At 70.4% G+C, this 14,359-nt stretch carries 9 protein-coding genes; all 9 read left to right on the forward strand.

Going from position 1 to position 14,359, the window contains the following annotated elements; translation table 11 throughout:
• Nucleotides 1–26 precede the first annotated feature (26 nt).
• The 9 genes from LE548_RS07135 to LE548_RS07175 all read left to right on the forward strand — a co-directional run bounded on the left by LE548_RS07135 (nt 27) and on the right by LE548_RS07175 (nt 14,311).
• Nucleotides 27–320 (forward strand): hypothetical protein, encoded by a 294-nt coding sequence (locus LE548_RS07135; protein WP_225095805.1) that lies wholly within the window; start codon nt 27–29, stop codon nt 318–320.
• A 400-nt stretch (nt 321–720) separates the two neighbouring features.
• Complete coding sequence (locus LE548_RS07140; protein WP_225095806.1) at nt 721–2,568, forward strand: phage tail sheath C-terminal domain-containing protein; 1,848 nt, start codon at nt 721–723, stop codon at nt 2,566–2,568.
• A 25-nt stretch (nt 2,569–2,593) separates the two neighbouring features.
• Nucleotides 2,594–3,118 carry a phage tail protein gene (locus LE548_RS07145; RefSeq protein ID WP_225095807.1) on the forward strand — a complete coding sequence of 175 codons (525 nt, stop codon included), beginning with the start codon at nt 2,594–2,596 and terminating at the stop codon, nt 3,116–3,118.
• Nucleotides 3,119–3,124: 6 nt separating this feature from the next.
• On the forward strand, nt 3,125–3,871 hold the full coding sequence (locus LE548_RS07150; protein WP_225095808.1) for a hypothetical protein: 747 nt from the start codon (nt 3,125–3,127) through the stop codon (nt 3,869–3,871).
• Nucleotides 3,864–4,634, forward strand: coding sequence for a hypothetical protein (locus tag LE548_RS07155; protein ID WP_225095809.1), 771 nt, complete (start codon nt 3,864–3,866; stop codon nt 4,632–4,634). The genes LE548_RS07150 and LE548_RS07155 overlap by 8 nt, the downstream gene beginning before the upstream one ends.
• Nucleotides 4,631–5,248 (forward strand): DUF4255 domain-containing protein, encoded by a 618-nt coding sequence (locus LE548_RS07160; RefSeq protein WP_225095810.1) that lies wholly within the window; start codon nt 4,631–4,633, stop codon nt 5,246–5,248. The genes LE548_RS07155 and LE548_RS07160 overlap by 4 nt, the downstream gene beginning before the upstream one ends.
• Nucleotides 5,249–5,268: 20 nt before the next feature.
• Nucleotides 5,269–7,299: an ATP-binding protein gene (locus LE548_RS07165; RefSeq protein ID WP_225095811.1), complete on the forward strand. Its 2,031-nt coding sequence runs from the start codon at nt 5,269–5,271 to the stop codon at nt 7,297–7,299.
• Nucleotides 7,290–7,649 (forward strand): hypothetical protein, encoded by a 360-nt coding sequence (locus LE548_RS07170; RefSeq protein WP_225095812.1) that lies wholly within the window; start codon nt 7,290–7,292, stop codon nt 7,647–7,649. The genes LE548_RS07165 and LE548_RS07170 overlap by 10 nt, the downstream gene beginning before the upstream one ends.
• Nucleotides 7,646–14,311, forward strand: a complete 6,666-nt coding sequence (locus tag LE548_RS07175; RefSeq protein ID WP_225095813.1) for a DUF4157 domain-containing protein — start codon at nt 7,646–7,648, stop codon at nt 14,309–14,311. Before LE548_RS07170 ends, LE548_RS07175 begins: the two co-directional genes overlap by 4 nt.
• Nucleotides 14,312–14,359 lie beyond the last annotated feature (48 nt).

Genomic DNA, 14,359 nt, shown 5'->3' on the forward strand with positions numbered 1-14,359 from the left:
GCCTGCCCGGAGACTGAGGAGACGTCATGTATCAGATCATCCTGTCCCTTTGGCGTACGTGCGTGCCCTACCTGGTGGCCTTCGTCGTACTGCAGGCGGCCCGGCTGGGCATCCATCTGAACAACGCCACCGTGAACTCCGCCCTCACCACCGGCTTCGGCACGGTCTACTACGCCGTCTTCCGCGTGCTGGAGCACCGCTACGGCGCCCGCTGGGGCTGGTTCCTGGGGGCGGCCCGGCCGCCCGCCTACGCGCCCGCGGCTGCTTCCGCCGCCGGCAGTCACGCGATCGACTACACAAAGCTCCCCGAAGGTGGCTGACGACACGTCAAGAGAGCGTCATTTACCGGGACTTGGTGTATCAGGTGAGTTGTGAAGGACCCTGGGGCGAAGCGTGCAGATCACTGTCTCTGCGTCGGAAATGACCAGAAGTGACCGGCTGTTGTCCTTGACTGGCGCGCGAGCGGACCTGAGACTCGTCCTGCATTCAGGCACCAGGGACTTCTTGCACAACGCTCGCAACACCCCCGCGGTACGGGTGCCGCGGGGGCTGCGACGGGGGAATCAGTAACGGCCTCACCGAGCCTCTTCCGGTGCTCGCGTGTCGTGACTCCACGCACGTTCGGCGACAGCGCACTCGGCGCCGCCAGCCGCTTCGCGCGCCTTCCTCCTTCTTCCTGTCCCCAGGTGCGACAAGGGAGACAAGGGAATGGAGGGGGAATTGACGACGACACCGACCTATCCCGGGGTCTACATCGAGGAACTGCCCAGCAGCGTCCGCACGATCGGCACCGTGACCACCTCGGTCACCGCCTTCGTCGGCCGCACCCGGCGCGGACCCGTCGACCGGCCTGTGACCATCACCAGCTTCGCCGACTTCGAGCGGCAGTACGGCGGCCTCGACCCGCAGAGCCCGGTCAGCTACGCCGTGCAGCAGTTCTTCGTCAACGGCGGCACCGTCGCCGTCATCGTCCGCGCGGTGGCGGCAGGCACCGGCAAGTCGGCTGCGGTGACGCTGCACTCGACCGAGAGCAGCACCGAGACCCCGGTCCTGGAGGTCACCGCCGAGCAGCCCGGTGCCTGGGGTGCGGGCCTGCGGCTCCTCGTGGACTACGACACCACCGCTCCGGAGAGCACCTTCAACCTCCGGGTCTTCGACGTCACCGGCGGCGTCAGCGAGTTCTTCACCGGGCTGTCGGTCACCGCAGGCGACCCCAACTTCGCCGAGACCGTGGTCAACAGCGGATCCGATGCCATCAGGGTGAAGGTGCTCGCCGAGCAGCGCCCGGACCCGGTGGGCACCGTTTCGAAGCCCTTCGCCGCCACCCTGCCCGACCTCACCCAGGAGATCGAGGTCAAGATCGGGCAGGTCGCGCGCACCTTCCGCATCTACGACGCCGAGCGGGACGGCGACGCCCCCAAGACCGTCACCGACCTCGCCCTGCTGCTGGAGCGCAAGCTGCGTGCGCTGCCGGACGCCCCGGGCCGGCGGGTCTTCGCGGGGACCACCGTCACCGCCTTCGGCAAGCGCGTGCAGATCGTGGCCGGTTCCACCGACCCCGCCGACACCGTGCGCTTCGTCGGCGAGGCCGCCAACAACCTCGGCCTGGAGGCCGGTGTCAATCCGCCGGTCTTCGCGCTGGCCGGCGGCGAGGACGGGGCTGCGCCCGGCCCGACCGACCTGATCGGCAGCGAGCAGGCGAAGAGCGGCATCCAGGCGCTGCGCGACGTCCAGGACGTCAATCTGCTGGTGCTGCCCGAGATCGCGGCCTACCCGGACATCGAGGATCAGCTCACCGTGCTGTCCGCGGCGCAGGTGCTGGCCGAGGAGAAACGGCTCTTCGTCATCGCTGACGCCCCGCAGACCTGGTCGAGCGTGGACGCGGCGCGCGCGGGCCTGTCCGCCTTCGACCCGGTGCGCAGCGACCATACGGCGCTCTACTTCCCGCAGCTGGAGCTGGTCGACCCGCTCACCGGCCGACTGCGCTCCTTCCCGCCGTCCGGCACGGTCGCCGGGGTCTACGCCCGGACCGACGCCGCCCGCGGGGTGTGGAAGGCACCGGCCGGGACGGATACCCCGCTCTCCGGGGTACGGGCACTTGGTGTCAAGCTCACCGACAAGGAGAACGGGCTGCTCAACCCGCTGGGCCTGAACTGCGCGCGCAGCTTCCCGGTCGTCGGCCCGGTGGTCTGGGGCGCGCGGACCCTGGCGGGTTCGGACGCGCTGCAGTCCGAGTGGAAGTACGTTCCGGTGCGGCGGCTGGCTCTGTTCATCGAGGAGAGCCTGTACCGCGGGCTGCGGTGGGTGGTCTTCGAACCGAACGACGAGCGGCTGTGGTCGCAGATCCGGCTCAACGTCGAGGCCTTCCTGCAGCGGCTCTTCCAGCAGGGGGCGTTCCAGGGCACGACTCCGCGCACGTCGTACTTCGTCAAGTGCGACAGCACGACCACCACGCAGGCGGACATCGACCGCGGAGTGGTCAATGTGCTGGTCGGCTTCGCTCCGGTGAAGCCCGCGGAGTTCGTCGTCGTCCAGATCGAGCAGATGGCCGGGCAGTTCGAGGCATAGGTTCAGGGGTTAGGAAGCAGCTTTCATGGCCGAGTTCACTGTCAACCCGCACCGATTCGACCCCTACAAGAACTTCAAGTTCCTGGTGGTCTGGGACGGCCGGGTGGTCGCAGGCATCAGCAAGATCAGCCCGTTGAAGCGGACCACCGAGGTGGTCAAGCACCGCAACGGCGGCGATCCCAGCTCGCCGCGGAAGTCCCCGGGCCGCACCGAGTTCGAGGCGATCACCCTGGAGCGCGGCGTCACCCACGATCCGGAGTTCGACCGCTGGGCCAACAAGGTCTGGCAGGTCGGCGCCGGTCCGGGTGCCGAGGTCTCGCTCGCCGATTTCCGTAAGGACCTGGTCATCCAGGTGCTCAACGAGGCCGGACAGGTGGCCGTCGCGCACAAGGTGTTCCGGGCCTGGCCGAGCGAGTACCAGGTGCTCGGCGAGATGGACGCCAACGCCAACGCGGTCGCCATCCAGAGCCTGAAGCTGGAGTGCGAGGGCTGGGACCGGGACTGGTCGGTCCCGGAGCCGCAAGAGCCTACGTACACCAACCCCGCGTAGCCCACCGTGAGTTCGGAGCGTTCGGTCGGCGCGGCCGGCTTGCTGGCCGTCTGGGAGGCGGGGCTGGCCGCGGGGTACGCCCAGCGGGCCCTGCTGCTGCACTCCGCCGCCCGGCCGGCGGCGGGCAGCGAGGAACTGCTGTCGGTCCCGGTCGGGCACCGCGACGCCGATCTGTTCGCGCTGCGGCGCGAACTCTTCGGCGAGCAGCTGGAGTTGCGTGTGACGTGTCGTCAGTGTGCTGAGGAGATGGAGTTCACGCTCGGCGTGCAGGACGTCATCGGCGCCGGGGCGGCCGAGGTCGCGGACGGACCGCTGTCCGTCGACGCCGACGGCTGGACGGTGCGGTTCCGGCTGCCGACGGCCGGGGACCTGGCGGCGGTCGAGGCCTCGCCCTCCGCGGAGGCCGGCGCCGAACTGGTCGCCCGCTGCGTGCTGCACGCCGAACGCTCCGGAACCGAGGTGGCGGCCGACGCACTGCCCGAGCAGGTGCGCCGGCGCGTCGCCCAGGCCGCGGCCGCGGCCGACCCGGCAGCCGACATCCGGCTCAACCTGGCCTGCCCGGCCTGCGGCCATGCGGCCACCGCCGAACTGGACATCGCCTCGTACCTGTGGGCCGAACTGGACGCCTGGGCGCGGGGCACCCTGCAGGACGTCCATCTGCTCGCCGGCCACTACGGATGGAGCGAGTCCGAGATCCTGGCGCTCAGCCCGCTGCGGCGCCGCTACTACCTGGAGCTGTGTGCGGATGTCTGACCACTTCGACCGCCTGGTGGCGCGGGCTGCTCCTGCGGCCGCGCCGGCCGGCGGGGCGGACGGCGGGAGGGACGCCGGTGTGGTGCGGGTGCGCCCCCGCCTGCCGGGTCCGTTCGAGCGGATGGACGCCTTCGGCGCGCGTGTGGAGCCACTCGGACCGGATACCGGGGAGCGGCAGTGGGCGGAGCCCGCGGGGCGTACGGAGGAAATGGCTGTGCGCCGTACCCCGGTGGAGGACATGCCGCGCACAGGCCCCGTTCAGCCCGTCCTCCAGCACCTGCCGTTGGTGCTGCGCGAACAGACCGCTCCGCGGCACGGGGTGCTGACCGCCGCCGTTGCGCAGCCTGCCGCCGCACCCGCCACGCGGCCGGCAGGGCGTGCCGCCGGGGACGCCACGCGCGATGATTCGGCGCGGCGATCGCCGTCCACCGGGCGGCAGTTGACGGAACTGACGGTACGTCACGACGCCGCCGAGGCGCGCCGGGACACCGGCGCACGCCCCACCGCCGTCCCCGCTCAGACCGCGCGTCCCGCGGCACGTCCCGCCGAGGCCGCCGCCGGGCGTCGGTCTGCCCGCGACAGCGCGCGGCAACACCAGCGGGAACGCACCGTGCACATCAGCATCGCTCGCCTGGAGGTGCGCGCCGTGGGCCGGCGCAACGACGCTGCCGCACGCCCGCGCGAGCGCGCACAGCAGCCAGGTCGGCAGTCGCCCGTCCTGAGCCTGGAGAAGTACCTGTCCCGAGGGGAGGCCCAGCGATGAGCAACACCCTCGCCGTGGCCACGGTCACCGAGGCGCTGCGCCAGCAGATCGCACAATCGCTGGCGCCCGACATCCCGTTCGCCGTCGACGTCGCCGCGCGCAAGCCGCCCACGGACCCGCCGGCCGAGCCGACCATCACCATCTTCCTGTACCAGGTGACACCCAACGCCTCCCTGCGCAACATGGACGCGCCCACCCGCGCGGCCGACGGCACCGTAGTCACCCGGCCCTCAGCCGCCCTCGACCTGCACTATCTGATCAGCTTCTACGGCGACGAGGCCGAGCTGGTCCCGCAGCGCCTGCTGGGCTGTGTGGTGCGCACCCTGCACGAGAGCCCGGTGCTGTCCAGGGCGATGATCGAGGCCGCCGCCGAGCAGCCCTACCTTCAAGGCTCCGACCTGGCCGATTCCCCGCAGCGGGTGCGCTTCACCCCCACCGCGCTGGACATCGACGACACGTCCAAGCTCTGGGGAATGCTCTACCAGAACAACACCCCCTACGCCCTCTCCCTCATCTACCAGGGCATCGCCGTGCTGATCGACGGCCGTTCGACCCCGGTCGAGGCCAAGCCCGTCAAGACGCGCACCGTGCACGCGGTGCCCGAAGCCGGCTGAGCGGGAGCGGAGCAACGGCCATGGGAGGGGAGAAGGCCAAGGTGCCGGGCGGCCACGATCCGCACCACAAGGCGCTGTCGATGGCGGTGGAGGCGGTGCTGGCCCGCCTGGACGCCCACGCGTCCGGGCGTGACCGCTATGGCGCGGCCGCCGACGCCCGGTCCGAGCTGCCCGCCTGCCCGGACCCGGAGCCCGGCAGCGCCCTGGACACCCTGTGCTCCTGCTTCGGGCTGAGCCCCTTCGAGCGCGACATCCTCGTCCTGGCCGCCGCCGCCGAACTGGACTCCACCACCGCGAGCCGCTGCGCCGCGGCCGGCGGTGACCCGGCGCGGCCGTACCCGACCCTCTCGCTCGCCCTGGCCGCCCTCGCCGACGCCCACTGGAGCGCGCTCGCCCCGGTCGGACCGCTGCGCCGCTGGCGGCTGGTCGAACTCGACGACAGGGACGGGACGGTGGCCCTCACCGCCGCACGCATCCGGATCGACGAGCGGATCCTGCACTTCCTGGTCGGCGTCGACTATCTGGACGTACGCCTGCACGGGTTGCTGCAACGTGTCGCCCCGTCGGGGGAGGCGCTGCCGGCCGCGCATGAGCGCACCGTGGGTGAGGTGTCCGCGGGCTGGGCCGCAGCTGAGCTGGACGCGCTGCCGCATGTCGAGCTGGTCGGAGCCGACCGGCAGACCCGCTGGGAGATCGCCGCCGCTGCGGCCCGCGAGTCCGGGCTGACCCTGTATGCGGTCTCTGCCGAGGATCTGCCGACCGATCCCGGCGAGCGCGACCGACTCGCCAGGCTGTGGCAGCGTGAGGCGGTGCTGCTGCCCGCGGCGCTGCTGGTGGAGTGGTACGACGGCGCGTCGGCGGTGTCGCTGGGCGAGGCGCCGGCCGGGCTTTCCGCCCGGGACACCTCGGCCGCCGTCGACGCCCTGACCGGCGGGCTCGCCGTACCGCTGGTGCTCTCCGCAGACGAGCCGCGTCCGGCGACCGCTCGCACCCGCGCCGAGCGGGTGACCGTTCCGGCGCTCAGCGCCGAGGAGCAACTCGCCGTCTGGTCGAGCGTGTTGGGGGACCTCCCGGATGTCACCGAGAGCGGACTACGGGGGCTGGTCGCCCAGTTCTCGCTGCCCGCGCACGTCATCCGTGCGGCGGCGACCTCGGTCCGGCGTTCGTCGGGCTCCCGCAATGGTGGCAGTGATCCGACCCAACTCGCTTGGCGGGCCGGTCTGGTGGAGGCCCGCATGGCCCTCGACGAGCTCGGCCGCCGGGTCGAACCGCGCGCCGGCTGGGACGATCTGGTCGTCGCCGAACGCCAGCGAGCGATTCTCCGCGAGATCGTCGCGCACGTGCGCCGCCGGGCCACCGTCCACCAGGAGTGGGGCTTCGAGAGCGTTCTGCGCCGCGGACTCGGCGTCACTGCGCTCTTCGCGGGCGGATCCGGCACCGGGAAGACGCTGGCCGCCGAGGTCATGGCGGGGGAGCTGGGCGTCGACCTCTTCGTCATCGACCTCTCACAGGTGGTCAGCAAATACATCGGCGAGACGGAGAAGAACCTCCGCCGGGTCTTCGACGCGGCCGAGCGCGGCGGCGCCCTGCTGCTCTTCGACGAGGCGGACTCCCTCTTCGGCAAGCGCAGCGAGGTCAAGGACAGCCACGACCGGTACGCCAATCTGGAGGTCAGCTACCTCCTGATGCGCATGGAGGCCTACCGCGGACTGGCCGTCCTCACCACCAACATGAAGAAGGCCCTGGACAACGCCTTCATGCGGCGGATCCGCTTCGTCGTCGACTTCCCCTTCCCGTCCGTGCCGGAGCGTGCCGAGATCTGGCGCCGTGTCATCCCCGACCGGACGCCGACGGAGGGACTCGACCCCGATCGGCTCGCCCAACTCACCGTCGCGGGCGGCTCGATCCGCAATATCGCGCTGGCCGGTGCCTTCCTCGCCGCCGAGGAGGGCAGCCCGGTGCGCATGGGGCACATGCTCGCCGCGGCCCGGACCGAGTACCTCAAGCTCGAACGCTCCCTGACGCCTTCGGAGGTGGACGGGTGGGTCTGAACGACATGCACGACGCGACCGAGGACAGGCGGCGGGTGCCCGCCGCACCGACCGCGATCCGCATCGACATCGGCGAACTCGCCTTCGACGGCTTCGACTTGGCCCCGCGAGACGCCGACCGGGTCCGCGAGGCGTTCCACGGCGAGCTGGACCGGCTGGTCCGCGAGCGCGGCGTCCCGGCCGCCCTGCTCGCCGACGGCGACCGCGCACTCGATCTCCTCTCCGGGCTGCCCGAGCTGCCCGCCACCGGCAACCCGCGCCGCCTGGGCGAGGCCCTCGCCCGCGCGGTCTACGCCGGCCTGTCGGGTGTCGGCGCCGGAGCCGCGAACAGCCGCATGGAGCGCAGATGAGCGGCACTCACGCGCCCGCGCAGGGCCGGCAGAGCAGCGGCAGCTCCAAGCAGAAGGCGCGCAAGCCGCATCGCTCCGCCCGTACGCCCGAGCCCAAGGAGATCATCAGTGGGGCCGGCCACCCCCTCGACCCCGGCATCCGCAGGGAGTTGGAGGCGCGGCTCGGTCACGACTTCAGCCGCGTACGTGTGCACACGGACGAGGACTCGGCCGCGCTGGCCGACCTGGTCGGCGCCGACGCGGTCACCGTCGGCCAGGAGATCTTCTTCCGAGCGGGCACCTTCCGCCCCGGCACCGAGGACGGCCGTCGGCTGCTCGCGCACGAGCTGCTGCACACCGTCCAGGCCCCCGACCAGCCGGGCCGGCTGCGTGCAGGCCGCGACTTCGGCGGCGTCAGCCTGCCCACCGACGCCGTCGAGCAGCAGGCCGAGCAGGGCGCGCGCAGCGCGGACGCAGGGCGGACCGAGGTCACGCGGGACAGCTCCGCCACCCCCGGCTGGCTCCGCTACGCTCGCGTCGATGCCGACCGGCTCCGCAGCGAACGCCTCGACCCGGCGACCCTGGTGGACCGGCTGACCGCCGGCATCCTCCGTTCCCTGCGCGGCGACCCCACAGACTCCTCCGGGCGCGTCCGCAAGCAACTGGGGCGCTTCGCTCCGGAGTTGGAGCAGGCGGTGCTCGCCAAGCTCGAACTCCGCCTGCCCTCCTCCGACTACCAGCGTGTCCTCGACCTCGTCGAGCAGGCCTCGCACCTGCCCGAGGGCATGGACACCCCGCTCACTCCGGTGCCGGTCACGGACACGGTCGACCGGATCGAGGCCGAGCACGACCAGGACGACGTACGGGAACGCGACCACCGCGAGCCCGAGCAGGAGCGTCGTGACGACACGGCCGAGGGGCGTGGCCAGCACGAGCAGGAACACGAGGAGAGGCACCTCCAACAGCGCGTCCACCAGGAGGAGCTGAAGAGGCGAAGGCCTTCCGGGCAGCGCAGGCGCGGAGAGCGGAACGCACAGGGACCGGACGGGACTTCCTCCTCGTCCGGAGCCGGGGACGGCACCTCCGGAGCGTCCGCATCCTCTGCATCCTCCGCGTCCTCCACACCCTCGACGTCCGGTGGTGTCACCGCCGGCCAGTCCGCTTCCGCCCAGCCCGACGCGGCCACCGGTGAGCAGCCGCAGGCGGATCAGCGGGGTCAGGACCAGACCCAGGGCGCCACCGCCGGCCGGCAGCAGGCCGACGGCCAGGACACCCAGGACAAGAACCGCAAGGACCAGCAGGACCAGCAGGACAAGAAGGATCAGCAGGCCCTGCAGCAGAAGGCCGACCAGAGCAAGGACCCCGCGGACAAGCCCGCCGCCGCGAAGGCCGAGGGTTCGGCGGAGCACGAGCGGAAGTCCGCGACCAGGCAGCCCGTCGCCGGCAGCAAGCCGCACAACCCGGACCATCTGCCCACCCCGCAGCCCGGCCCGGTCCGCCCGGAGGAGGTCGACAAGACCGCCGAGCAGCGCGACGGCTCGCTCGTCCGCCACGGCGTCCTGGAGGGCGACGACGAGCACGGCGACCCCCCCGAGCAGGAGCAGCCCGACGGCCTGGAGCCGGGCGCCGCCAACGAGATCGGCGGTCCGCAGGGCGCGGAGAAGCCCGGCGCCACCGGCGGAGCGGAGGCCACGCTCAAGCCGGAGGACTTCCTGCCGTCCACCGACCTCGACGTCTCCTCCGTCCCGACGGCCGATCAGATGCACCTGCCCGCCGGCGGAACTGCCCCGGCCCCCGCCGAGGCCCCCGGCTTCCCGGCCCCGCCCCCGACCAAGGCGGAGAAGGTGCAGGCGGCGCGCGAGAGTGAGCGCGAGGACGACGAGCCCGCCGAGCCCCCCATCGCGACCGCCCCGCCCGCCCCGGGCCGCCGTACCCCCCAGTCGGTCCCGCAGCCGGGCCCCGCCGCCGAGAACGAGGCCGGGGACCGAACCGCGCACGACCTCCAGACCGAGAAGCCGGTCGAGCAGGAGGTCGGCCCGGACCCCGAGCAGGCGCAACCGGCCGACGACGGTACGCCGGCCGCCGAGCCGGAGGCAGAGCCCAATCCGCAGGCCGGCCAGTCGGCTGACGCAATGTCAGCCGGGCGCCCGCAGACCGAGGCGGGGGCCGCCCCCACGCCGGCCCAGCAGGAGAGCGCCGCCGAGCACAACGAGCGCCAGGAGGCCGAGCACGCCCCGGCCCCGGCGGTGCCGGCCTCAGCCGGTGTGACCGCGCGGCCGGCCGCCGCGCAGCAACGGGTGGACGCCTCATACGGATCGGGCAGCACCGCGGGGTCGACCGCGGGTCGCGCACCTGTCCCCGCTGCTGCTGCCGGCCCGGTCGGCGCGCCCGGGCCGACGGGGGCGGTCGCGGGGCCGGGCGCCGCGCCGGGCGGTGTCGCTCCTGCCCGCGCCGCCGCGCAGTCCGCCGCTCTCGGTCCCGCCGACCAGCAGTCCGATGCTCCGGGCGCCCTCGGTGCCCAGCCCGCCCCCGGCGCCTCGCTCGAACCGGGCGGCGGTGCCTGCGCGGGTTCCCCGGAGCCCAGTACCGAGGCGGACAAGCCCGAGGGCAGCGGCGGCGGTTGCGGAGGCGGAGGCGGCGGCGCCCAGGAACAGAAGAGCCCGGCGCCGCCCAACGTCTCCGACCAGGACCCACAGGCCGCCCTGGGCACGGCAGCCGCCGTGCCGCCGGACCAGACGGTCACCGTCCTGGCCGGTGCCGACGGCGCCGTCGACCACTCCATCGGGCAGCAGCAGGCCCAGCTCAAGGCCGCCCCGCCGACCGTGCAGCGCCCCTCCGGCGCGCCGCAGACCCTGCAGGGCAAGCCGACGGAGGAGGCCCCGGCCCCGCAGGTGTCGGGCCAGCTGGAGCGGGTCGCCCCGCCGGGGCAGGGCCAGCAGCAGAAGGCCGACGGCAATCAGGTCCAGGGCCAGAACCCGGCCGAGCAGGTCCAGACGCCCAACGTCCCGGACACCGAGGCCGGCAAGGCGGACGCCCATGACGTCCAGAACATGCAGGACGCGGTCAACGACGTCCCCTCCACCGACCCCGGTCTGAACGTCACGGTCGGCCCGGCCCCGCAGGTGCAGCTGACCGGTGACGCCGACCCGCAGCTGACGGACCAGCAGGCCGGCAAGTACAACGACAAGACCTCCGAGATCCAGGACACCGGCCGCCAGGACGCGGCCAAGCCGCTGGGCGAGGACCAGATCTACCCGGACGTGCCCCAGGAGACCCTGAAGGGCAACGTCCCCGGTGGCGCCGGCGGTCAGGGCGGCGGAGGCAAGGCGGGTACGCCGCTGAAGCCCGGCGAGGCCACCGTCGTCCAGCAGCAGCGCGGCCCGCAGATCAAGCAGGCGATCGGCCAGGGCCAGGGGCAGGTGGGCAGCGCCCAGGCCGACAACAAGCAGCAGCAGGCCGAGGCGCGCAAGAAGAACCAGTCGGACATCGACAAGGAGACGGCCGACAACGCCAGGAAGCAGACGGACAAACGCGGCGAGGTAGGTGTCCAGGCCAAGCAGGCGCGCGACCAGTGGCGTTCCGAGCAGGACCAGAAGGTCGCCGACTCCGACAAGCAGGCGGATCAGTCGCACACGGAGAACAACCAGAAGATCCTCTCCAAGCGCGACGACAGCAACAAGCAGGTCAAGGACCGGCAGACCAGCGACAACAAGAAGATCCAGGACAACCGCGAGCAGGCGCAGAAGAAGGCCCAGGACGAGAAGGAGAAGAAGAAGCACGAGTCCTCGGGCTGGTTCGGCTGGATCACCTCCAAGATCAAGGACGCCTTCAACGCGCTGTTGTCGGCGGTGACGAAGATCTTCGACTTCTTCCGCAAGCTGGTCAACGACATCATCGACGGCTTCAAGAGGTTCGCGGACTCGGTCATCGACACCTGCCGCAAGCTCGCCGTACAGCTGATCAAGGCCGTCGCCGATACGCTGATCCAGATCTGCGACGTCCTGCTCGCCGCGTTCCCGGCGCTGCGCGACAAGTTCCGCAAGGCCATCGAGGACCTGCGCGATGGCGCCATCGCGGCGGTCAACGCCCTGGCCGACACGCTCAAGGCGGCGGTCAACGCGCTCCTCGACGGCCTGGGGGCCGCGCTCAACGCACTGCTGAAGCTGGCCGAGGCCACCCTCAAGGCCATCATCAACCAGGTGCGCTCGTTGGTCGAGGCGGCGATCAACTTCGTCAAGGCCGCCATCGCCGCGCTCGGTCAGCTCGCGGCGCTGATCGCGGACATCGCCCCGGACCCGGGCGGTTGGCTGAGCAAGATGGGCGCCGCCGCGAGGGACGGCATCCAGCATCACCTCTGGGGCGCGGTCAAGACGGCGGTGAAGGCCTGGTTCGACCAGAAGGTCGAGTCCGTCGTCGGCCTGACGTCCACCCTCCTGAACATCCTCGTCAAGGGCTGCATCTCTCTCAAGAAGATCGGCCAGATGGCCTGGAAGGCGATCATCTCCGCCCTTCCGATGATGCTCGCGCAGATCATCATCGAGAAGGTCATCTCGATGATCGTGCCTGCGGCGGGCGCGATCATGACGATCATTCAGGGCTTGATGGCCGCCTGGGGGACCATCAGCAAAATCATCGCCGCCTTCGGCAAGTTCTTCGCCTTCCTGAAGGCGGTGAAGGCAGGCCCGGCCGCCTGCCTCTTCGCGGAGGCGGTCGCAGCCGGTGTCGTCGCCCTCCTCGAATTCGTCTCCCAATACCTCCTCTCCAAGCTCAAGGGCGCCGGCAAGGCCGTGGGCACCAGGCTCAAGGCCCTCGCCCAGAAGATCCTGAAGGCCCTGGCCAAGGCGGGCAAGGGCGCGAGAAAGGCCGTCGGTACCGCCGTCAACCGGGCTCGGACGGGCCTGCGCAACGCGATGTCCTCACTCCGCGAACGCTTCCCGTCCGGCCGCCGTCCGGCCGAGTCCACGTTCGGCGAGCATCCGCACGAGCACGTGGGGGAGCCTCGTACGACGCCCCGCCACCCCGAGGAGGATCGTCCTCAGACGCACCACCCCGAAGAGCGCCCGACCGTCAACACCAAGCGCCCCGCCGAGCACGAGGACCCCACGTCCACGAAGCCGCGCGAGCCGCAGGAGTCCAAGCCCGCCACGCCGCGCGAGCCGGAGGAGCCCAAGAAGCCGCACGAGCCCGAGAAGCCGAAGGAGCCCGCCCGCCCCAGCCGCCCGGTCTCCCGCGTGGGCCGAGCCCTCAACCGAGCCAAAAGCGCCGTCAAGGGTGCCCTCGCCAAGGCCCGCAACGCGGCTCGTGCCCTCGGCCGCAAACTCAAGAACAGCAAGCTCGGCCGGGCCATCCGCAACGGCGCGCACAAGGTCTACGACTCCTACAAGCGCAAGCGCGACCAGATGCGCGACTGGTGGAACAAGCGCAAGGAGCAGCACAAGCAGAATCGCGAAGACCGCCACAAGAAGGAGAACTCGCCGGAGGCAAAGCAGGCACGGCTCGAAAAGGCTGTGGCGCGGATTCGCCCCAAAGTCCAGAAGCTTCTCGGCAAGGGCGTACCCGGGCGGGTCTTTGATCTCGCCCTCGGAGCCATGCGTGTCTGGTACAGGCTGACTGGGCTTGAGAAGGTCGGATCCCCTGGATTCGAGCTGAATGCTGTCCTCAACCCGCGACTTAGGGTGGTAGACGGAGTCGACGTCAGAATTGTCGACCGGGTACTTCTGATCATTCACCAAATAGGAGAGGAGTTTGAGGCCAAGTCAGATTCGATCCGCCCCCCTGCGGCTCCCAGCCGACCGGATGTCGCACGCCAGGCAACTGGCAAGTACGACCCAGGCGTTGGCGATCCGATCAAGCAAGCGCACACACCGCAGCGCACCGACATCCAACAGGGATGGACCGTTACGGAGGCTCATGCCCAGGTTCGATCCCTGACTGCTCAGCAAGTGGATCAGCTGCAGGATTTCATTCAGTATCGTGACGCAAGAAACAATGTAGCCGCGAGTGTGCAGCGTGAACAAGGAAAGGGCTTCAACAGGCGGCTTTACGCAAAGGATCAGAAGGTTTACTGGACTTATCCGGACGAGAACGGAAATATGATCAGTAAGCCTTTGTCGTACAAGGATTTCGTCAATCAGTTGGGCTCCAGTCACTGGACGGCAAGTTCGAGAAGTGATCTCGCCAAGTCTGCGTTGTCAGTACTGGGAGGCGCCACGCCTGCTGGACAGCATGCAGTGAACTCCGCAGAGCTGGCGCAGTGGCTCTTCCATGTGGAGGGGTGGAGAAATCCTGGTATGCTCCCGCTGACAACCATGGGTCTCGATCTGGCAGCTCAAGGGAAAAGTGACCTTCTCCACTTCGCGTCACAATTCCCGATGGCCCCGCGAGGTGCTGTTGGAATTTCACGTACCCTCCGAAAATATCTCAACAATGTTGGGGATTTTGTTTCCGGGAAGCGATCCCGGGAGCCGTTCCAGGTGGAGGGTGCGAAGCCTGCTGTGATGAAGGGGCAGGAATTCGAGATAGCACGAGATTGGATAAAAACCCTGGATGGTCTGGGAGAGTGGGCTCACAGCCTGGAGGACATCGACGCTTCTGATGAGGCAGTTGTCGAACAGCGCATGATCGAACTTGAGAAGGCCATCAGGGAGCGTCTGCAAGGGATATGGAATGTGACTCTTCCGTAATCCGATCAGATTCGCTGAGTGGTTGTTATGGGAGCGGGGTAGGCTGTG

Source organism: Streptomyces sp. CoH27 (genome assembly GCF_020181035.1).
GTDB classification, from domain to species: Bacteria; Actinomycetota; Actinomycetes; order Streptomycetales; family Streptomycetaceae; genus Streptomyces; species Streptomyces camelliae.